The sequence below is a fragment of the Streptomyces capillispiralis genome, from assembly GCF_007829875.1.
Classification (GTDB): Bacteria; Actinomycetota; Actinomycetes; order Streptomycetales; family Streptomycetaceae; genus Streptomyces; species Streptomyces capillispiralis.
Window position 1 is genome coordinate 1852081 of sequence record NZ_VIWV01000001.1, and the last position, 20688, is coordinate 1872768.

General features: G+C 71.9%; 15 protein-coding genes. 6 read left to right on the top strand and 9 right to left on the bottom strand.

Going from position 1 to position 20688, the window contains the following annotated elements:
• Window positions 1-7: 7 nt before the first annotated feature.
• From kdpF to FHX78_RS07545, 8 genes are all read right to left on the bottom strand, one after another.
• Window positions 8-97, bottom strand: a complete 90-nt coding sequence (gene kdpF / locus FHX78_RS07515; RefSeq protein ID WP_145866681.1) for a K(+)-transporting ATPase subunit F — start codon at window positions 95-97, stop codon at window positions 8-10.
• Complete coding sequence (locus tag FHX78_RS36715; protein WP_167531646.1) at window positions 94-237, bottom strand: hypothetical protein; 144 nt, start codon at window positions 235-237, stop codon at window positions 94-96. Before FHX78_RS36715 ends, kdpF begins: the two co-directional genes overlap by 4 nt.
• A gap of 156 nt (window positions 238-393) precedes the next feature.
• Entirely contained in the window at window positions 394-1317 is a 924-nt protein-coding gene (locus FHX78_RS07520; protein WP_145866682.1) for a class I SAM-dependent methyltransferase, read from the bottom strand.
• Window positions 1318-1438: 121 nt separating this feature from the next.
• A complete protein-coding gene (locus tag FHX78_RS07525; RefSeq protein ID WP_189908593.1) occupies window positions 1439-2008 on the bottom strand; it encodes an XRE family transcriptional regulator in 570 nt (189 codons plus the stop codon).
• A 297-nt stretch (window positions 2009-2305) separates the two neighbouring features.
• Complete coding sequence (locus FHX78_RS07530; protein ID WP_145866684.1) at window positions 2306-3283, bottom strand: NAD(P)H-dependent flavin oxidoreductase; 978 nt, start codon at window positions 3281-3283, stop codon at window positions 2306-2308.
• A 9-nt stretch (window positions 3284-3292) separates the two neighbouring features.
• Window positions 3293-4435 carry an acyl-CoA dehydrogenase family protein gene (locus FHX78_RS07535; RefSeq protein WP_145866685.1) on the bottom strand — a complete coding sequence of 381 codons (1143 nt, stop codon included), beginning with the start codon at window positions 4433-4435 and terminating at the stop codon, window positions 3293-3295.
• A gap of 35 nt (window positions 4436-4470) precedes the next feature.
• Window positions 4471-5091 (bottom strand): TetR/AcrR family transcriptional regulator, encoded by a 621-nt coding sequence (locus FHX78_RS07540; protein ID WP_194734454.1) that lies wholly within the window; start codon window positions 5089-5091, stop codon window positions 4471-4473.
• A 38-nt stretch (window positions 5092-5129) separates the two neighbouring features.
• Complete coding sequence (locus FHX78_RS07545) at window positions 5130-6947, bottom strand: AMP-dependent synthetase/ligase (RefSeq protein ID WP_145866686.1); 1818 nt, start codon at window positions 6945-6947, stop codon at window positions 5130-5132.
• A 344-nt stretch (window positions 6948-7291) separates the two neighbouring features.
• On the opposite strand from FHX78_RS07545, the gene FHX78_RS07550 reads away from it, so the two are divergent.
• From FHX78_RS07550 to FHX78_RS07575, 6 genes are all read left to right on the top strand, one after another.
• Window positions 7292-8500, top strand: coding sequence for an acetyl-CoA C-acetyltransferase (locus FHX78_RS07550; protein ID WP_145866687.1), 1209 nt, complete (start codon window positions 7292-7294; stop codon window positions 8498-8500).
• Between the two features lie 66 nt (window positions 8501-8566).
• Window positions 8567-10732, top strand: a complete 2166-nt coding sequence (locus tag FHX78_RS07555) for a 3-hydroxyacyl-CoA dehydrogenase NAD-binding domain-containing protein (RefSeq protein WP_145866688.1) — start codon at window positions 8567-8569, stop codon at window positions 10730-10732.
• Window positions 10733-10934: 202 nt separating this feature from the next.
• A complete protein-coding gene (locus FHX78_RS07560) occupies window positions 10935-12164 on the top strand; it encodes an oxygenase MpaB family protein (protein WP_145866689.1) in 1230 nt (409 codons plus the stop codon).
• 68 nt (window positions 12165-12232) lie between these two features.
• The gene (locus FHX78_RS07565) at window positions 12233-13456 is read left to right on the top strand and encodes an oxygenase MpaB family protein (RefSeq protein WP_145866690.1); all 1224 of its coding nucleotides are present in this window, start codon (window positions 12233-12235) and stop codon (window positions 13454-13456) included.
• 104 nt (window positions 13457-13560) lie between these two features.
• Window positions 13561-15924: a molybdopterin cofactor-binding domain-containing protein gene (locus FHX78_RS07570; protein ID WP_145866691.1), complete on the top strand. Its 2364-nt coding sequence runs from the start codon at window positions 13561-13563 to the stop codon at window positions 15922-15924.
• 16 nt (window positions 15925-15940) lie between these two features.
• The gene (locus FHX78_RS07575) at window positions 15941-16417 is read left to right on the top strand and encodes a (2Fe-2S)-binding protein (protein WP_145866692.1); all 477 of its coding nucleotides are present in this window, start codon (window positions 15941-15943) and stop codon (window positions 16415-16417) included.
• A gap of 54 nt (window positions 16418-16471) precedes the next feature.
• Here the strand turns inward: FHX78_RS07575 and FHX78_RS07580 are convergent, their stop codons facing one another.
• Window positions 16472-20638, bottom strand: a complete 4167-nt coding sequence (locus FHX78_RS07580; protein ID WP_145866693.1) for an AAWKG family protein — start codon at window positions 20636-20638, stop codon at window positions 16472-16474.
• Window positions 20639-20688: the final 50 nt, after the last annotated feature.

The window sequence follows — 20688 nt, forward strand, 5'->3', positions numbered from 1 at the left end:
GGCGTGCTCAGAACCTCTCCGGGAAGAGCAGGGCGAGGACGAGAAGGCCCAGCAGGGCGACGGCCACGATCAGGCCGACGGTGTAGGCGGCGGTCACAGCTTCGTCACCCCCTTGGCGACGAGTGCCACCAGCGTGAAGACCGCGAGGACGGTGACGACGAAGGCCGGATCGGCCATCGTGAGCTCCTGGGATGATGTGCGGAGGGAAACGGACGCGTCCCAGGAAAGCCCCTCCACGGCCGGAAACGACCGCCGTTGACGTCTCTCTTACGGCGGTCCCTCCGCCTTTGACGGGGTCCTTACGGTCTTCCGTCCCGTCGTTGACGCGACCCTTACGGCGTTCCCTCCCGCCTTGACGGCTCCCTTACGGCGGCCACTCCCCCGGGCCCGTGCTCACCGGTCGCGGCGGGCGGCCCAGACGCTGCGCCGGGTGCGCACCGCGAGGTCGTCCCGGCGCAGGATGCTGTGCGGGCCGTCGGTGTCGAGCAGCCGGTCGAGGGCGGCCAGGTCCTCGGGCGCGAGCGTGCCGGCGACGCCGTCGCGCAGGCGGCGCAGGCCGCCGAGGGCGTAGGCGCCGACCGACGCGTCGCGGGCGCCCTCGATGTGCACGGTGAGGGTGCGTTCGCCGGCCAGGGTGAATCCGGCGGCGGTCAGCTTCGGTCCCCAGTCGGCGCCGCGGTGGGGCAGGTGCCCGGCGTGGCGGTGCTCGCCCGCGCGGTGGCAGCGCTCCTCCAGGCCGGGCCGGTCCTCGGGGGCGTTCTCGGGGAGGAAGCGGGGGAAGCCCGCCAGTTCGACGACCGCGCACAGTCCGCCGGGGGCGAGGACGTCGTGGACGGCGCGCAGCGCGCGGCCGGGATCGGCCAGGTGGTGCAGCGAGGCGGAGGCCCACACCAGGTCCGGGGTGCCGAGGCCGGGCCAGTCGGGGTCGTCGAGGTCGGCCCGCAGGGTGCGCACCCGCTCGGCCGCGCCCCGGGCCTCCGCCTTCTCTCGCAGGCGGCGCAGGTGCGCGGCCGAGGAGTCGACCGCGGTGACGTGCGCCCCGGGGAAGCGGTCGAGGAGGGCGAAGGTGCCCGCCCCGGTCCCGCAGCCCAGGTCCACAATGCGGCGCGGGGGCGTCTCGACGGGCAGCCACCCGGTGATGGCGTCGAGGTGTCCGGCCAGGACCTCGGCGTCCAGGTCGAGGAGTTCGGCCTGATCACCGGCGCGGTGCCGGTGGTCGTGGTCGTGGTCGTGGTCGCCGTCGTGGTCGTGGCGACCGTGGTCGTGGTCGTGGTCGTGGTGGGCGGGGTGGGGCGTGGGCGGGGGTGTGCTGGTCATGCCGTCACGGTAGGGGCGTCCCGCGCGGGCACCGCGGCCGTTTTCCGTCTGCGCAAGGCGATGGCCGTGGGGGCTGCGCGACGCGCAAGGCGGGCGGTGGTGCCGTCGCCGGTGCGGCCTCTCAGTCGTCGCCGTCCGGGCGGTGGCCGCGTCGGGCGTCGCGGTCGAAGATGCCCAGAATCTCGCACGGGCCGCCCTCGGCTCCGATCGCGTGCGGCAGCATCGTGGGGAACTCGGCGGCCTGGTTGGTCTCGACGCGGATGCGCCGGTTGCCGAGCATCAGGACCGCGGTGCCGGACAGGACGACCAGCCATTCACGGCCCGCGTGGGCGCGCATGCGGGCGGGGTTGTCGGGGGGCGGCTCGGTCATCCGCCGGCGCACGACCGACATGCCCGGGTCGCCCTTCACGGGCCAGCGCATCGATCCGCGCGCGGCGTCGATCATCGGACTCGTGACGACGTCGTCCGAGGCGGTCTCGACGAGCTGGTCCAGCGTGGTGTCCAGGGCGCGGGCCAGCGTGACCAGGCTGTCCAGCGCCAGCCGGCGCCGGCCGTTCTCGATGCGGCTGAGCGTGGAGGGACTGAGCCGGGCGCGCACGGCCAGCTCCTCCAGGGACCAGCCCTGCGCCACCCGCAGGGCGCGGATCCGCTTGCGCACCAGGCCGTCCAGATCGCCATCGTCTTGCGTCATGAGCAACACCGTATGCCATGGGCGCAAAGTGCGCTTAGCGTCGGCCCCGGAGGCGACGGACCCGGTCCGGCCTCCGAGCCCCCGCACGCCCTCGGTGAGAGGACCCCATGAGCACCCCGACCGGCGGACGGGGACGCGGACGGGGACGGGGACGCGGACGGGGACGCGGACTCTGGGGGCGTCGCCTCCCGGCAGGGGCCGGGTCCGCGCCGTACGGGTGCCGGGGCCGGCGTCGACGGGTGACCCCGGCCGGCCGGTCCGGGGCCACGACGCCCGCCTGCCGTCGGCGTGCGGCGGTCAGGGGCGGCGGCAGGCGGCGGCCAGACGGCCGGTGATCAGTTCGCCGGCCTCCGCCACGATGCGCCGCACCAGGTCCCCGACGGTCGGGATGTCGTCGATGAGCCCCTGGGCGAGGCCGGCGCTCCAGATGCCGGCGTCGAGGTCGCCGTCCTCGAACACCTTCCGCCCGCGCGCGCCGGTCACCAGGTCCCGTACGTCGGGGAACTCGCCCCCCTCGCGCAGGATGTCGACGACCTTCCGGCTGACGGAGTTGCTCGCCACCCGTGCCGTGTTGCGCAGCGGCCGGAAGATCAGCTCGGTGTCGAGTTCGCTGTGGGCGACGATCTGCTCCTTGACCCGCCGGTGCACCGGCGCCTCCACGGTGCACAGGAACCGGGTGCCCATGCTGATGCCGTCGGCGCCCAGGGCGAGGGCGGCGACCAGGCCGCGCCCGTCGGTGAAGCCGCCGGACGCGACGACCGGGACGGTGAGCCGGCGGGCCGCGGCGGGGATGAGGACCAGGCCGGGGATGTCGTCCTCGCCGGGGTGGCCGGCGCACTCGAAGCCGTCGATGCTCACCCCGTCCACGCCGATCCGCTCGGCCTTCACCGCGTGCCGGACGCTGGTGCACTTGTGCAGCACCTTCACGCCGTGGGCGCGGAACTCCGGCAGGTGTGCCTCGGGGTTGAAGCCGGCCGTCTCGACGACCTTCACACCGGACTCGATGATCGCGCGCCGGTACTCGTCGTACGGGGGCGGGTTGATCGACGGCAGGATGGTGAGGTTGACGCCGAACGGCTTGTCCGTGAGCTCCCGGCACCGCGCGATCTCCGCGGCGAGCGCCTCCGGCGTCGGCTGGGTGAGCGCGGTGAGGAAGCCCAGGGCGCCGGCCTCGGCGACCGCCGAGACCAGCTCCGCCCGGCCCACCCACTGCATGCCGCCCTGGACGATGGGGTGTTCCACCCCGAACGTGTCACAGAACCGTGTGGTCAGCATGGCCGCCGCCTACAGACCGTAGGTCTTGCCGATGATCTCCCGCTGGATCTCGCTGGTTCCGCCGTAGACCGTGGAGACGACGGTGGAGCGGAGCAGGGCCTCCATGCCGTACTCCGTGGCGTAGCCGTAGCCGCCCATCATCTGCATGCCCTCCAGGGTCACGTGCTTGGCGAGTTCGGTGCACTTGAGCTTGGCCATGGACGCCTCGCGGGCGAACACCCGGTCCGGTTCGGCGTCGATGGCGGCGGCGACGTCGTCCAGGAGCAGCTGGGCGCACTCGAGTTCGGTGGCCATGTCGGCGATCCGGTGCTTGAGCGCCTGGAAGGAGCCGATGGGCCGGCCGAACTGCTCGCGCTGGCGCACATAGGTGAGGGTGTCGTCGAAGGCGCGCTGTGCGACGCCCAGCATCAGGGCGGCCAGGATCATCCGTTCCAGGTTGAGTCCGGCCATGAGCTGCTTCCAGCCCTCTCCCGGGGTGCCGACCACCGCCGAGTCGGGCACGAAGCAGTCGGTGAAGTGCAGGTCGTTGACGTCCTTGCCGCCCATGGTGTCGATGCCCCGGATCTGCAGGCCGGCGGCGTCGGTCGGCACCATGAACTGGGTGAGCCCGTCGTGTTTCGACTCGCCCTGCCCGGTGCGCGCGATCAGCAGGACGTGGTCGGCGAAGTGGGCGTTGGAGCACCAGGTCTTCTGGCCGTTGACCAGGTAGCCGCCGTCGGTGCGTTCCGCGCGGCAGGTCAGGGCGCCCACGTCGGAGCCGGCGCCCGGTTCCGACATCGAGACGGCCTCGACGCGTCCGTCCACGATGCCCCGGAGGACGGTGCGCTTCTGCTCCTCGGTGCCGAACTTCTCGTAGGCCGCGGCCGCGATGATGGTGGTGCCGAAGCCGCTGATGGGCGCCAGGCCGTAGGAGGTCTCCTGGAGGAACAGGCAGAGGTCCGTCATGCCCTGTCCGGCGCCGCCGTACTCCTCCGGGACGGCGATGCCGAGCCAGCCCAGCGCCGCCATCTTCTCGTAGAGCTTCTGGTTGTGCTGCTCCTGACCGTCGGCGGTGAGTTTGTCGCGCTGTTCCTTCGTGCCGCACTCGCGGCGGCAGAAGTCGGCTATCGCCTTGACCAGATCACGGCGTTCGTCGGACAGCACTCGGGGCATGACGTTTCTCTCTCCTTGTGGATCCGGTAACGGGTTCAGCCGTCCCTCAGGGCGGGGAAGACCGTGTGCACCAGGTGGAGCACGGTGCGGGTCAGCATCACGTGCAGGTCGCTGCGGCTGAGGGTGCCGCGCACCAGCCACTCGCGGGAGGCGGCCTTCAGCATGCCGCTGTGCGCCCGGATCATCGCCCGGAGCTTCTCGCGGCCCTCGGTGACGTCGGTCATCATGGCGGCCTCGAGGACGCGGTCGGTGGCGATCTCGTCGGCATCGAGCATGATCCGGTCGATCTCCGGGTCGTTGCCCAGGGCTTCCAGACCGATCGCGGACAGCCACATCTCCCGGTTGCGTTCGACGACTTCGAGCCAGCGGTCGACGCAGATGGAGATCCGCTCCTCCGCGGTGGTCGGCGGGAGCCGTGCGGAGACGGACGCCGGGACGACCATCATCTGCCGGACCACCTCCAGGTAGAGCTGCCGCTTCCCGCCGAAGTAGTGGCTGACCAGGGCCCGGGCCACGCCCGCCTCGGCGGCGATGTCCGCGATGGACACGGTGCTGTAGCTCCTGGCCCCGAACAGCCTGCGTGCGACGCCGAGGATCTCGGCGCGCCGGGCGTCCGGCTCCATCCTGCGGCGCGGGGCCTGGCGCTGAACGCCCATGTCGGTGGTTCCTTCCGTGGTCGCGGTGTTACCGGGACCTATGTGTACATCGACTCGATGGCGGCGGCGTGCAGTTCGTCGATCGCACGGCGCCTGAGGCTCAGCTTGGGCGTCAGCTCGCCCGTCTCCGCGGTCCAGGGGCCCGCCAGGACCCGGTGCTTCTTGACCTGTTCCGCCCGGGAGAGCACCGCGTTGGCCTCCGCGACCGCCCGGTCGAGGGCGGCGAGCACCTCGGGGTGGCGGGTGAGGGCCTGGAGGCCGGTCTCCTCGATGCCGTGGTCCCGCGCCCACAGGGGCGCGGTCTCCTCGTCGAGGACGAGGAGCGCGGTCAGGTAGCGCCGGCGGTCGCCGATGGCCACGGCGTGGGCGATCAGGGGGTGGGCCCGCAGCAGGGACTCGACCCTGGTCGGGGCGATGTTCTTGCCGCCGTCGGTGATGATGATCTCCTTCTTGCGGTCGGTGACGGTGACGAAGCCGCGGGAGTCGACCGTGCCGACGTCACCGGTGGCCAGCCAGCCGTCCGCGTCGGTGCCGGGCTCGATGCCGCCGTCGGCCCGCAGGTAGCCGGCGAACACCACCGGCCCGCGCACCAGGAGTTCGCCGTCGTCGGCCACCCTGACCTCGATGCCGGGGCCGGGCCGGCCGACCGAGCCCAGCGCGTACGCCCCGGGGGTGCTGACGGTGGCCGCGCCGGTGGTCTCGCTCAGCCCCCACACCTCGTACACGGGCAGTCCCACGCTCGCCAGGAACTCCAGGACGGCGGCCGGGACCGGTGCCGCGCCGCTGAACGCCCGGTGGCACTCGTCGAGTCCGACGGCGGCCCGGAAGGTCCGCATCACCTGCGCGTCCAGCTGCTCCAGCGGTTCGGCCAGTCCCGCCGGCAGGTCCTTGCCCTCGGAGCGCAGGCGGTGGACCTCCAGGGCCGTCTTGCGGGCCTGTGTCACCGCCTCGGCCTGGTCGGGGGGCAGCGCGGCGAGCCGCGCCCGCAGTCCCGCGGCGAGCTTCTCCCACACCCGGGGCACGCCGAAGAAGCCGTGCGGGCGGACCGCGCGGAGCGTGGGCAGCAGTTGGTCCGGTTCCGGGCAGATGGTGACGTGCCCGGCGTTGCAGAGGGGCATGTAGATGCCCAGGACGCGCTCGGCGATGTGCGCCAGCGGCAGATAGGCCACGGATCTCGGGTGCTCGGGGACGGGCACGAGCCGGTCCTGCATCAGGGACTCGTAGATGACGTTCCGGTGCGAGAGGACCACGCCCTTGGGGTCACCGGTCGTGCCCGAGGTGTAGACCAGGGTCAGCGGCTGGTCGGGGGTGACGGCGTCGGTCAGCTCCTCGAACGCGGCGTCGTCGGGGGGCGTCGCGCCGCGTACGGCCGCGTAGCTCACGAAGCGCGGGTCGTCGGCCGGGGCGGCGTCCCAGTCCAGGACGACGACGGCCCGCAGGTTCGGCAGGTCGTCCAGGACCGGTCGCCAGCGCCGGACCTGTTCCTCGCCCTCCAGGACGAGGACGGTGGCCCCGCTGTGCCGGGCGACGGCGCCGATCTGCTCGGTGCTCAGCGTGTCGTACGTACTGCAGGGCAGGGCGCCGGCGTGGACGGCGGCCAGGTCGGCGACCCAGTGCTCCGCCCGCCGGGTCATCGCGATGAGCATCCGGTCGCCGCGGCGCAGTCCGAGGACGGTGAGTCCGCGGGTGAGGGCGGCGACCTCGGCGCGCAGCTGCGCCCACGACAGGGTTCCGGCGTCCGGGCCGGGTCCTGTGGTGAGGGCGGGGCGGGCGGCGAACCGCCGGGCGTTCCGTCGCAGCAGCCCGGGGATCGTCAGTCCCTCGACGGACTCGTGCAGTTGCTCGGGTGTGGCCACGGCGGGCTCCCTCCATCGCGAACCGTGAGCGGAGTCGTTGAGCGAAGTCGCTGAACGCAGTCGTCGAACCCAGTCGTCGAACCCAGTCGTTGAGCGGGCCTCCACAGTGGGACCGTTCTTGGCGATGTGTCAATAGGTCGCACCGCGCGGGACTCCGCCACCCCCGCACCGACGATCTCCGACACCAACTCCATTGCACTGCATGCCGATTGAATCCGCACCCCTCTCTATTGACACATAGCCAATACGTGCCCTTACCTGTTCCCGCCGAATGCACCACACGCGCCGGGCGCGCCCTCGAACGGCAGGACGACGCCTGCTTGCGGAGAGGAAGTGCGAGGACAGTGACCGAAGTATTCATCTACGACGCGATCCGCACCCCACGCGGCCGGGGCAAGCGCGGCTCGCTGCACCACGTCAAGCCGGTGTCCCTGGTCGCGGGTCTGATCAAGGAGCTCGGCGGCCGTCACCCGGACCTGCATCCGGAGCGGCTGGACGACGTGGTGCTCGGGGTCGTCTCCCCGGTCGGCGACCAGGGCATGAACATCGCCAAGACGGCCGCCCTGGTGGCCGGACTGCCGGACCACGTGGCCGGGGTCCAGCTCAACCGGTTCTGCGCCTCGGGCCTGGAGGCCGTGAACACCGCCGCGCAGAAGGTGCGTTCCGGCTGGGAGCACCTGGTGATCGCGGGCGGTGTGGAGTCGATGTCGCGCGTGCCGATGGGCAGCGACGGAGGTCCGATGGCCGCCGACCCGGAGACCGCGTACGACACGTACTTCGTCCCGCAGGGCATCGGCGCCGACCTGATCGCGACGGTCGAGGGCTTCTCCCGGGAGGACGTCGACGCGTACGCGGTGCGCTCGCAGCAGCGGGCCGCGCGGGCGTGGTCCGGCGGCTACTTCACCAAGTCCGTGGTGCCGGTCCGGGACCGCAACGGGGTCACCGTGCTCGACCGGGACGAGCACATGCGCCCGGAGACGACGGTGGAGACGCTCGCCGGGCTGAAGCCGTCGTTCGCCGACGCGGGCACGGTGGCGGGGTTCGACGCGGTGGCGCTGCAGAAGTACCACTGGGTCGAGCGCATCGAGCACGTGCACACGCCGGGCAACTCCTCGGGGATCGTGGACGGCGCGGCGCTGGTCCTGGTCGGCTCGGAGCAGGCCGGCGCGGCGTCCGGCCTGGTGCCCCGCGCGCGGATCGTGGCCACGGCGGTCAGCGGCGCCGATCCGACCATCATGCTCACCGGCCCGGCCCCGGCCACCCGCAAGGCGCTGGAGCTCGCCGGGCTCGGGGTGGACGACATCGACCTGTTCGAGATCAACGAGGCGTTCGCCTCGGTGGTGCTGCGGTACGTCAAGGACCTCGGCCTGCCCTGGGAGAAGGTCAACGTCAACGGCGGTGCCATCGCCATGGGGCATCCGCTGGGCGCCACCGGGGCGATGCTCGTCGGCACCGTGGTGGACGAGCTCGAACGCCGCTCCGCCCGCCGGGCCGTGGTCAGTCTCTGCGTCGGCGGCGGCATGGGCATCGCCACCGTCGTCGAACGGCTGTGACCGCCGCTCCCCCGCCCTCCCCCGACACCGGACGCGCACGTCCTCGTGGAAAGGAACGCCGTACCCATGCCCGAGAAGAACATGATCCGCTGGGAGCAGGGGTCCGACGGTGTCGTCGTGCTGACCCTGGACGACCCGGACCAGCCGGTCAACACGATGAACCGGACCTATGTGGAGTCGATGGAGGTCACCCTCGCCCGGCTGGAGGCCGAGCGGGACACCGTCCGGGGGGTGGTCCTCGCGTCCGCCAAGAAGAGCTTCTTCGCGGGCGGTGACATCGGCTTCATGAGCAAGGCGCGGCCGGAGAACGCCGAGGAACTGAGCGAGCTGTGCACGGTGCTGAAGTCGCAGCTGCGCCGGCTGGAGACACTGGGCCGGCCGGTGGCCGCGGCGCTGGGCGGCACGGCGCTGGGCGGCGGTTACGAGATCGCGCTGGCCTGCCACCACCGGATCGCGCTGGACGCGCCGGACAGCCGCTTCGGCCTGCCGGAGGTGACGCTGGGGCTGCTGCCCGGTGCCGGCGGGGTCAGCCGTACGGTACGGCTGCTGGGGCTCCAGGACGCGCTGACGGACGTGCTGCTGCAGGGGCAGCGGTACACGCCCCGGCAGGCGCTGGAGAAGGGGCTGGTCCACGAACTGGCAGCGGACCGCGCGGAGTTGATGGACAAGGCCCGGCAGTGGGTGCTGTCCCACCCGGAGTCCGCCCAGCCGTGGGACACCGAGGGCTTCCGCATCCCCGGCGGCACTCCCGCGCACCCGAAGGTCGCGGCGATGCTGCCGGTCATGTCGGCGCGCCTGCGCAAGCGGCTGCGGGGCGCGAACCTGCCGGCGCCGCGCAACATCCTCGCCGCGGCGGTGGAGAGCGCGCAGGTCGGTCTGGAGGCCGGGCAGAAGGTCGAGACCGGCTACCTCGTCGAGCTGATGACGGGCCAGGTGTCGGCCAACATGATGCAGGCGTTCTTCTACGACATGCAGCACATCGACTCCGGCGGCAGCCGCCCCGACGGGTACCCGCCGCACCGGGCGCGTCGGGTGGGTGTGCTCGGGGCGGGCATGATGGGGGCCGGGATCGCGTACGCGTGCGCCCGCGGCGGCCTGTCCGTGGTGCTCAAGGACGTCTCCCTCGACGCCGCGAGGAGGGGCAGGGCGTACTCGGAGCGGCTGGTGGAGAAGGCGGTGTCCCGGGGGCGGCTCGGCCGGGAGAAGGGCGACGAGCTGCTGGCGCGGATCGTGCCGACCGACGATCCGGCCGCTCTGGACGGCTGCGACCTGGTGATCGAGGCGGTCTTCGAGGACCCGGCGCTCAAACAGCGGGTGTTCGCGCAGATCGAGGACGTGGTGGCGCCGGACGCGGTGCTGGCGTCCAACACCTCCACCCTGCCGATCACCGGTCTCGCCGAGGGGATCGCCCGCCCGGAGGACTTCATCGGCCTGCACTTCTTCTCGCCCGTGGACAGGATGCCGCTGCTGGAGATCATCGCCGGGGAGAAGACGAGCCGGCACACGGTGGCCAAGGCGGTCGACATCGCGCGGCAGATCGGCAAGACGCCCATCGTGGTCAACGACAGCCGGGGCTTCTTCACCAGCAGGGTGATCTCCAAGTTCATCGACGAGGCGGTGGCCATGGTCGGTGAGGGCCTGCACCCGGCCTCCGTGGAGCAGGCCGGCTCCCAGGCCGGCTATCCCGCGCCGCCGCTGCGACTGCTGGACGAGCTGACCCTCACCCTGCCCCGGAGGATCCGCGAGGAGACGAAGGCGGCCGTGCTCGCCGAGGGCGGGCAGTGGCGGCCGCACGGTTCGGAGCCGGTCGTGGACCGCATGATCGACGAGTTCGGGCGGGGCGGCCGCGCCGCGGGCGCCGGGTTCTACGAGTACGCCGACGGCGGCCGCACCCGGCTGTGGCGGGGGCTGTACGAGCACTTCACCGTGCCGGGGCGCGAGATCCCGTTCGAGGACATGAAGGAGCGGATGCTGTTCGCCGAGGCCCTGGACAGCGTGCGGTGCCTGGACGAGGGCGTGCTGCGGTCGGTGCCGGACGCCAACGTCGGCTCGATCCTGGGCATCGGCTTCCCCGCCTGGACCGGTGGCGTGCTGCAGTACGTCAACGGCTACCCGGGCGGGCTGCCCGCCTTCGTCGCCCGGGCGCGGGAACTGGCCGGCCGGTACGGCGAGCGGTTCCAGCCGCCCGCCTCGCTGGTGGCCCGGGCCGGGCGGAACGAGCCCTACGCCTGACCGGAGTGCGGGAACCCGTCGGGCCCACCGCGCTCGGCGGCGACCTCGGTGACGACGGGAGACACGGACTCTGTGCGGCCTCTGGCGTTCACGTCGCGTCTGTGCTCCCCTGATGAAACAGAGATGCGCAATGTGTTTCATCGTATCAAGCGAGCGGGCAAGGACAGCGGAACCACGGAACTCGAGGAGGAGTTCGAAAGCGATGGACGGACTCAGCAGGCGCAGGATGTTGGTGGCGGGCGGTGCACTGGGGGCGTTCGGGACGCTGAGCCTCGCGTCACCGGCCCGCGCCCGGTCGTTGTGGACCTGGTCGCCGAGCGCCTCGGTGGCGGGCGCGGGAGCGGGCCTGGACCCGGAATGGGTCTGGGACGAGGAGGTGGACCGGCTGGTCGCCGCCGTGATCGAGCGCGGTGACGTGCCCGCGGTCAACGAGCGGCTGCGGCAGTGGACCCGCAACGACCAGCCGCTGCCCTCCGGACTCCCCGGCGACCTGCGCGACTTCATGGAGCGGGCGCGCCGCCTGCCGTCCTGGGCGGACCGGGGCAGGCTGGAGACCGCGGCCGAGTTCAACAAGTCCCGCGGCGTCTACCTCAATCTGCTCAACGGGGTGGGCGGCGGCATGCTGAGCACCGCCATCCCCCGCGAGGCGCGGTCGGTGTACTACTCCAAGGGCGGCGCCGACATGGAGGACCGGGTCGCCAAGACCAGCCTGCTCGGCTTCGCCGTCGGCGACCTCAACGCCTTCCGGCCCGACGGCGACGTCGTCGTCCAGGCCGTCAAGACCCGGCTGGTGCACGCGGCCGTACGGCACCTGCTGCCGCGGTCGCCGGGCTGGTCGGCCACCAGCGACGGGCAGACGATCCCCATCAGCCAGCAGGACATGCTGGTCACCTGGCACAGCCTGCCCACCTACACGATGCGCAAGCTGCTGGAGTGGAAGGTCCCGGTGTCCGCCGCGGACTCGGCGGCCTATCTGCACCTGTGGCAGGTCACCGCGCACCTGCTGGGCATCCGCGACGAGTACATCCCCGGCACCTGGGAGGCGGCCGAGGCCCAGTACCGGCAGGTGCTCGACCCGGTGCTCGGCCCCACCCGCGAGGGCGTGGAGCTGACCGACATCCTGCTGCGCCAGCTCGCCGAGCAGACCAGTCCCGGCGGCGTCGACCGCCCCCTGGTCAACGCGCTCGCCCGCTATCTGGTGGGCGATCGGGTGGCCGACTGGGACGGCATCCCCCACGAGCCGTTCTGGGAGAAGGCGATCGCGGCCGCCTGGCCGAAGCTGGTCGCCTTCCGCGAGAAGCTGATCCCGCTGCCGCTGGTGCCGCCGCTGGCCTGGACGATCGACGAGGCCGCCCGCCAGTACATCCTCTTCTACCTCACCAAGGGACGGGGGACCCACATCGAGATCCCCGACACCAACCGTCCCGCCTGAACCACCGTACGGCCCGCGTGTGCACGACGTTCCGATCACGGCACCCCTCACGAAGGAGTACAGGACAGATGGACGGACTCAGCAGGCGCAGGATGTTGGTCACGGGAGGAGCGCTGGGAGCGCTCGGGGCACTGGGGGCGGCCTCGCCGGCCCGGGCCAGGTCCCTGTGGACCTGGGCGCCGAGCGGTTCGGTGGCGGGCAAGGGAGCGGGGGTCGACCCCGACTGGGTCTGGGACGAGGAGGCCGACCCGGTGCTCGCCGCCGTGATCGAGCGCGGTGACGTGGCCAAGGCCAACGAGGCGCTGCGCAAGTGGACCCGCAACGACCAGCCGCTCCCCGACGGCCTCCCCGGCGACCTGCGCGACTTCATGGAGCACGCGCGCCGGCTGCCCTCCTGGACGGACAGGGACAAGCTGGCGGCCGCCGCCCGGTTCACCAAGAAGAAGGGCATCTACACCGGCGCCCTGTACGGGCTGGGCAGCGGGCTGATGAGCACGGCCATCCCCCGGGAGGCGCGCGCCGTCTACTACTCCAAGGGCGGCGCGGACATGAAGGACCGCATCGCCAAGACGGCGCGGCTCGGGTACGACGTCGGGGACCTGGACGCCTACCAGCCGCAGGGCGGGATGATCGTGACCGCCGTGAAGACCCGGCTGGTACACGCGGCCGTACGGCACCTGCTGCCGCAGTCGCCGGGCTGGTCGGCCACCAGCGGCGGGCAGACCATCCCGATCAGCCAGGCCGACGTCATGGTCACCTGGCACAGCCTGGCCACGTTTGTCATGCACAAGATAAAAGACTGGGGCATCCCGGTCAGCACCGCCGAGTCGGACGGCTATCTGCACGTGTGGCAGGTCACCGCCCACATGCTCGGCGTCCTCGACGAGTACATCCCCAACTCGTGGGACGAGGCCAACGCCCAGTCCCGGCAGGTCCTCGACCCGATCCTGGCCTCCACGCCCGAGGGCGACAAGCTGACCGAACTGCTCCTCGACATCGTCGCCGAGCTCGACGCCGGACTCACCCGCCCCCTGATCAACGCCTTCTCCCGGTACACGCTCGGCAACCGGACCGGCGACCTGATCGGACTGGACCGGGAGCCGTTCTGGCAGCCGCTGATCAGCGCCGCCTGGCCGCTGCTGGTGGCCTTCCGCGAGGGCCTCATCCCGCTGCCGCTGGTCCCGGAGGCCGCCTGGACCGTCGAGGAGGCCATCCGCCGGTTCGTGCTGCTGTTCCTGTCCGAGGGACGCGGCATCCACCTGGAGATCCCCGAGACGAACCGCCCCTCCTGAACCACCCGCACCCTGGCGCGCGGGGCCCCGTCTGGCCCAGGCTGGACCCCGCGCCACCGCGACGGCACCGGACACGACCGACCGAGACCGACCGAGACGGGACGATGACGACTTCGCGCAGTGACGGAACGACCGGACCGCCCCCCGCCGGGGCCGGCGGACAGGAGGAACCGCGCACCCTCGGCAGACGCCGGTTCCTCGGCTACGTACTGGCGGCACCGACGCTGACGGCCGCCGCCGAACTCGGCCCCGCGACCGGGGCGCACGCCGCCGTCCCCGCGGCGGACGGTCCGGCGTCCGGGATCCCCTCGCCGGAGATCACCGAACTCGTGGACCTCAACGACGTGATGACGGCGGCGGCCCTGCCCACGTCCGGCCTGATCACGGTCGAGGTGAACCAGGACGGCACGGTCTCCTTCGCGCTGCCGCGCGCCGAGGTGGGCCAGGGCATCACCACCTCCACCGCCATGCTGATCGCCGAGGAACTGTCCGTGCCCGTGGACCGGGTGCGCGTCACCCTCGCCGACGCCCGCCCCGAGCTGCTGTTCAACCAGCTCACCGGCGGCTCCAACACGACCTTCTCCACGTACACCCCGATCCGGGTGGCCGCCGCCGTCGCCCGCGGCCGGCTCCTCCGGGCGGCGGCCGCCGCCTGGGGCACGGACGTCACCGGACTCGCCCTGAAGGACGGGACGGTGACGGGTCCCGGCGGCCGCAGCGCCGGCATCGGCGCGCTGTCCGCGCGGGCGGCGAGCACACGGACCCGGCAGGTGGCCGTGGACCTCAAGCCCCGCGAGGAGTTCACCGTCATCGGCCGGCCGCACACCCGCGTCGACGCCCTCGCCGCGGTCACCGGACGCAAGACGTTCACCATGGACCTGAAGGTGCCGGGCGCCCTGCCGACCATGGTGTGCCGGCCGCCCACCATCAATGGCAGGGTCGGATCGGTGGCCAACCTCGACGAGGTGCGCGGCATGCCGGGCGTCACCGACGTCGTCGTGATCTCCACCGGGGTGGCGGTGCGGGCGCGCACCTTCGGCCGGTGCGTCGACGCCGTGCGCGCCCTGCGCGTGGACTGGCGGCCCGGCACCGCGGCCGGCAAGTCCGACGCGTCCGTCCTGCGCACCCTGCGCGCCGCCGAGATACCGCTCGGGCCACCGCCGTTGACACCCCACGTGGAAGGCTCGTTCACCTTCCACTTCCGCAGCAACAGCGCCCTGGAACCCAACTGCGCCATCGCCGACGTACGCCCCGACCGCGCCGAGGTGTGGGCGAGCCTGAAGGCGCCGATCGTCGCCAAGGAGGCCATCGCCGCCCGGCTCGGCCTGCCGCTGAACGCGGTGACCGTCCATGTCACCGAGGGCGGCGGCTCGTTCGGCCGCAAGCTGTTCCACGACGCCGCCCTGGAGGCCGTGGAGGTCTCCCGGAGGACCGGCAAACCGGTCAAGCTGATGTGGCACCGCGCCGACGACTCCCGCCAGGGCCGCACCCACCCCATGGCCGTCTCCCGGGCGCGCATCGCCTACCTCGGCGACACCGTCCTCGGCTACCGGCAGCGGCACACCAGTGTCGCCACCGACCTCGGCCACGGACTCGGCGAGATCTTCACCGCCCTGGCCGCGAGACTCCCGGTGGGCGACATCGGCTTCTCCGAGACGTTCTTCCAGCTGTCCCAGTCGATGCCCTACGACTTCGGCGTCCACAGCCGGCTGCTGAGCGAGACCGACAAGAGCTTCAACACCGGCAGCATGCGCAACGTCTACTCCCCCGACGTCACCTGCGCCCGTGAACTCCTCGTCGACCGGGTGGCGGAGCGGATGGGCCGGGACCCGTACCGGTTCCGGCACGACTTCCTGCGCGACGACCGGGCCCGCGCCGCGCTGGACAAGGTCGCCGAGGTCGGGCAGTGGGGCCGGACCATGCCGGAGGGCACCGCGCAGGGCATCGCGTTCCACTCCGAGTACCACTCGGTCAGCGCGGTGCTGGTGGAGATCGACTGCCGCCCCGAGACCGTGAACCGGCCGGTGCGCGACGGGGTGGCCGGGCCGCGCGTGACCCGGGCCGTCCTCGCCGTCGACGCCGGGCTCGCGGTCAACCCGCGCGGTCTGGAGGCCCAGATGATGGGCTGCGTCATGGACGGCATCGCCCTCGCCCTCACCTCCAGCCTCCACCTGCGCGACGGGTACTTCCTGGAGGCCAGCTGGGACAACTACTTCTACACCCGGCAGTGGAACACACCGCCCGAGCTGGACATCGTCGTCATGCCGCCCAGCACCGGGAAACCCGGCGGCGCGGGAGAGCTGGGGGTCGCCGCGTCGATGGCCGCCGTCGCCTGCGCCCACGGCCGGGCCACCGGGACCATGCCGACGGTGTTCCCCATCAACCACGGCACGCTGTCGTTCGAGCCGAAGCCCACCGTCCCGCCCGTCCCCGCGTCCCCCGTCGACGGCCTGGACCACGTCCGCTGACCCTCCTGGAGAACCCGTGCCCGAGCACACCTTCCGCCTCAACGGCGAACAGGTCACCGTCGACGTCGACGACGACGAGCGGCTGCTGTGGGTGCTGCGCGACGTCCTCGGCGTCACCGGCCCCAAGTACGGCTGCGGCATCAACGTCTGCAAGGCGTGCACCAGCCACCTCAACGGCCGGGCCGTCAACCCGTGCGCGGTCCCGGTCGGCGACCTGCGGCCCACCGACGAGGTGACCACCATCGAGGGGCTGCCGGCCACCGTCGGGGCGGAGCTGCACCCGATGCAGCAGGCGTGGATCGACCGGGACGTGGCCCAGTGCGGCTACTGCCAGCCCGGCCAGATCATGGCCGCGGTGGCCCTGGTGCGCCGGGTCGCCGAGGAGGGCCGCGAGATCACCGACGCCGACCTCGACGGCCTGCGCAACATCTGTCGCTGCGGCACCTACGTCCGCATCCGCGAGGCGATCAGGGCCGGGGCCGCCCGCATGTGAGCCGGGCGGGGGTGGTGCGGGCGGGGCGGCGGGGGAGGCGCCGCCCCGCGCCGGTCATCGTCCGATGACGGCCGGGGTGCCGCCGTCCTCGGTGCCCCACACGTCGGCGTCCTCCTCCAGGTAGTCGGCGGAGGTGGTGGCGTTGCGGCGCGGCTCCGCCTCCTCCTCCTGCGAGTCGCCGCCGGTCGTCGACACCCGGGAGGCCGGCGACAGGAAGGTGTCGCTGTCCTCCTGGCGGTGCCAGGGGTTGCGCCGCCTGCGGTTGCGGCGCTCGCTCTCCTCCGCGGCGTCGACCAGGACGGCGCGCACCCGCTCGCCGTTGCCCCGCTCGCCGCCCGCGCCGGCCCCCATACCGCCCATGCCGCCCATGGGCATGCCGGGTGAGCCGGGCATGCCGGGCGCGCCGGGGGCGCCGGCCACCGGGGCGAGCGGCGCGCCCGTGCCCGGGGTGGAGGCGCTGTCGGAGAGCGGGGCGACCCCGCCGGCTCCCAGGCCGTCCGGGGAGGAGCCCGACCCGGTGAGTCCGCCGCCGATGCCCGCGCTGCCCGCACCGCTCCCGCCGCCCACGCTGCCGGAGCCGAGACCCAGTTCGGACGCCGACACCTGCTGGGAGGTGATGCCGTCGCCGCCTCCGCCGCCGCCCGTGCCGAGGCCGTCGAGCAGGCCGGAGCTGTCGAGGCTGCCGAGCGAGCCGAGGCCGGAGGTGTCGGGACCGGAGGTGTTGAGGTCGTTCAGGTCCACCCGTTCGGTGTTGCCCTGCGGGTCGGTGACGGTGGCGATGCCGGTGTCCGGGTCGATCACCTGGGTGCTGCCGTCCGGGAAGGTGGTGGTCAGCATGCCGTTGTCCAGGACGGTGGTGGAGCCGTCCGGGTTGGTGACCTTCGCCCCGTGGGTGAGGTCGGTGGTCGTGGTCTCGCCGTTGGCGTCGGTGGTGGTCAGCGTCCCGTTCTCCGGGTCGAACGACGCCTTGCTGCCGTCCTCGAACAGCGTGGAGAAGTCGCCGTCGTCGAGCATCGTGCGGGCGCCGGTCGGTGTCTCCAGGCCGGACCGGTCGGCGTTGAAGCCGCCGAGGTCGCCCAGGTCGCCGATGGTCTCGGTGATCACGTCGTCGTTGATGCCCCCGAGGTCGCCCAGGTCGCCGAGACCGCCGTTGAGGTTGCCCAGGTTGCCCAGGTTCTCGGTGGTGACCTTGCCGTCCGGGTCGGTGGTGGTGGCCTGCCCGGTCGAGGGGTCGACGGTCTGCGTGGAGCCGTCGGGGAACGTCGTGGTCAGCTTCCCGTCGTCGCCCAGGGACGTCACCGAACCGTCCGGGTTGGTCACCTTCGCCCCGTCGCCCAGGTCGGCGGTGGTGACCGAACCGTCCGGGTGCGTCGTCGTCATCACTCCGCTGTCCGGGTCGAACGTCGTGCTGCCGCCGTCGGGGAAGTCCGTCGTCAGACCGCCGCCGCTGGTCAGCTCCGTGCTGCCGCCGGTCGGCGTGTCCAGCACCCCGTCCCCGCCGAGGCTGCCGTTGAGGTTGCCCAGGTTGCCGAGGCTCTCGGTGGTGACCTTGCCGTCCGGGTCGGTGGTGGTGGCCTGCCCGGTCGAGGGGTCGACCGTCTGCGTGGAGCCGTCCGGGAACGTCGTCGTCAGCTTCCCGTCGTCGCCCAGGGACGTCACCGAACCGTCGGCGTTCGTCACCGTGGCCCCGTCGCCCAGGTCGGCGGTGGTGACCGAACCGTCCGGGTGCGTCGTCGTCATCAGCCCGCTGTCCGGGTCGAACGTCGTACTGCTGCCGTCGGGGAAGTCCGTCGTCAGACCGCCGCCGCTGGTCAGCTCCGTGCTGCCGCCCGTCGGCGTGTCCAGCACCCCGTCCCCGCCGAGGCTGCCGTTGAGGTTGCCCAGGTTGCCCAGGTCGGTCGTGGTGGTGGAACCGTCGGGATCGGTGGTGGTGGCCTGGCCGGTCGAGGGGTCGACCGTCTGCGTGGTGCCGTCCGGGAAGGTGGTCGTCAGCTTCCCGTCGTCGCCCAGGGAGGTCACCGAACCGTCCGGGTTGGTCACCTTCAGGCCGTCGCCCAGGTTTTGCGTGGTGACGGAGCCGTCCGGGTGGGTGGTCGTGAGGACCCCGCTGTCCGGGTCGAAGGAGGTGCTGCTGCCGTCCGGGAAGTCGGTGGTGAGCTGGCCCCCGTCGAGCTGGGTGCTGCCGCCGGTCGGGGTCTTCAGACCGCTGCCGCCGGTGCCGTTGTTGAGGCCGCCGAGGTTGCCGAGGCTCTGTGTGACCGCGTCGTTCGCGGAGTTGTTCGTCCCGCCCGGGCCGCCGCCCAGGGCACCGAGACCGCCGAGGGTCTGGGTCAGCGGCGCACCGTCGCCCGTGACCGCCTGCCGGTCGTCGCCGCTCTGGCCGTTCACGTCACCGAGGTCGCCGAGGCTCTCGGTGGTCACGGCGTTGTTCTGGTTCAGCAGGTCGTCGAGGTTGCCGAGCGACTGCTCGTTGACCGCGTTCGGGTCGTTGATGCCGCCGAGGCTCTCCTCCATCGCCCTGGCCTGCTCCTCGGCCTCGCGCTTGGCCTCCTCCTGCTCGCGGCGCTGCTCCTCACGCAGCTCGTCCTGGTACTTCTTGTCCTCCTCGCGCTGCTGGTTCTGCTCCTCGCGCAGTTCGTCCTGGTACTGCTTGTCCTCCTCGCGCTGCTGGTTGGCCTCGTTACGCAACTCGTCCTGGAGTTTCTGCTCCTCCTCCTTCTGCTGGTTCGCCTCCTCGCGCAGCTCGTCCTGGTACTTCTTGTCCTCCTCGCGCTGCTGGTTCGCCTCCTCACGCAGCTCGTCCTGGTACTTCTTGTCCTCCTCCCGCTGCTGCCGCTGCTCCTCGCGCAGCTCCTCCTGGTACTTGCGGTCCTCCTCGCGCTGGCGCTCCTGCTCCTCGCGCAGCTCGTCCTGGTACTTGCGGTTCTCCTCGTTCTGCCGGTCGATCTCCTCCTTCTCCTCCTCCAGCTTCCTCTCCTCGTACTCCTCCGAGGCCGTGCCGGTGGACTTGGGCTTCGGTACGTTCTCGGTGAAGTCCTTGCTGAGGTCGAGGAAGTGGTTGTTCAGGTCGGACTGCACCTGCGCGGCCGGCTTGCCCAGGTACTCGTCGACGCCCTGGCTCCAGATCTTGACGGCCTTGTCGCCGACCTTCGCCCAGTTGGCGATGTCGGTGAGGTCGCCGTACTCCGGGTGGGTCTGCGAGAAGCCGACCTGCGGGCTGTGGCGGACGGTGGTGCCGTAGCGGGTGGTGGTCGAGGTGATCTCCGTCCTGGCGACGTTGTCCGTGTCCACCCACTGGGCGAGGTCGTCCAGGACGTAGCGCAGCACCCGGTGCGGGTCGTAGTACGGGGACTTGGCCCAGGTCATCCAGGCCTCCAGCAGCTTCCTGGCGGACTCCTCCAGGTACTGGCGGCCCATCGACAGGGCGCGCGAGTACACCGTCTGGCCGGTGCCGCCGCCGGTGACCTCGGAGTTGAAGGTCTCGACGTAGGCGTCGTAGTTCTCGCGGACCTTCTTCAGCAGGCTGCGGAAGACCTCCGCCGCCTCGCCCTTCCAGCTCGCGTCGTCCCGGCCGAAGCGGTCCTCCCAGTCCTTGAGGACCGTCGCGTGGTCCTTGAAGAACTTGGCCGCGAAGTCGAAGGACTCACCGGTGGTGTTGAAGGAGTTCAGGTCCACCACGTCGGATCCGCCCACGCCCAGGTTGCTGAACCGCGCGTTCTGCGTGCCGCCGCCGAGCAGTTCGAGGAGCGCCGTCCGCGGCCCGTTCATGTACCGGGCGAGCGGGATGGTGCTCATCTTGTCCTTGTTGTAGTCCGTGAACTCGTTGCCCTCACGGACCTGGGCGTCCTCGACGCGGTCGGCGTTGATGTCGGCGAAGAGGACCTCGTCGCCGGCCTTCACACGGCCCTCGAAGACGATCCGGGCCTGCATGATCGACCGCTTCTTGCCGCCGTCGAAGAACCAGATGTCGTAGTCCTCGCCCTTGTTCTGCAGGAAGCCGGAGTCCTTGACGAGCAGGCCGAGGCTGCGCTCCTTGATGTCCATCCGGAACAGCTTGCCGCCGTGGTCGGAGCGGAGCGTGTCGAAGATGGTGCTGCGGTCCGGCACCGGATAGCCGGTGATGTGGGTGACCAGAGTGGCCCAGGTGTCGCTCGACGGGTCACCGGCGTTGTCGAACTTGTCGAGGTTCGTGCCGGAGTTGGGATCGTACCGATCGGCCACCGGGCGCCCTTTCTGGTCGTTTGTCGTCCGTTCCGGCGCACCGCTTCCTC

What these genes read in the sequence shown, in the direction of transcription:
- FHX78_RS07565 (WP_145866690.1), top strand. Translation starts at nt 12,233, where the DNA reads ATGGACGGACTCAGCAGGCGCAGGATGTTGGTCACGGGAGGAGCGCTG.
- FHX78_RS07520 (WP_145866682.1), bottom strand. Translation starts at nt 1,317, where the DNA reads ATGACCAGCACACCCCCGCCCACGCCCCACCCCGCCCACCACGACCAC.
- FHX78_RS07570 (WP_145866691.1), top strand. Translation starts at nt 13,561, where the DNA reads ATGACGACTTCGCGCAGTGACGGAACGACCGGACCGCCCCCCGCCGGG.
- FHX78_RS07530 (WP_145866684.1), bottom strand. Translation starts at nt 3,283, where the DNA reads ATGCTGACCACACGGTTCTGTGACACGTTCGGGGTGGAACACCCCATC.
- FHX78_RS07525 (WP_189908593.1), bottom strand. Translation starts at nt 2,008, where the DNA reads ATGACGCAAGACGATGGCGATCTGGACGGCCTGGTGCGCAAGCGGATC.
- FHX78_RS07555 (WP_145866688.1), top strand. Translation starts at nt 8,567, where the DNA reads ATGCCCGAGAAGAACATGATCCGCTGGGAGCAGGGGTCCGACGGTGTC.
- FHX78_RS07560 (WP_145866689.1), top strand. Translation starts at nt 10,935, where the DNA reads ATGGACGGACTCAGCAGGCGCAGGATGTTGGTGGCGGGCGGTGCACTG.
- FHX78_RS07535 (WP_145866685.1), bottom strand. Translation starts at nt 4,435, where the DNA reads ATGCCCCGAGTGCTGTCCGACGAACGCCGTGATCTGGTCAAGGCGATA.
- FHX78_RS07540 (WP_194734454.1), bottom strand. Translation starts at nt 5,091, where the DNA reads ATGGGCGTTCAGCGCCAGGCCCCGCGCCGCAGGATGGAGCCGGACGCC.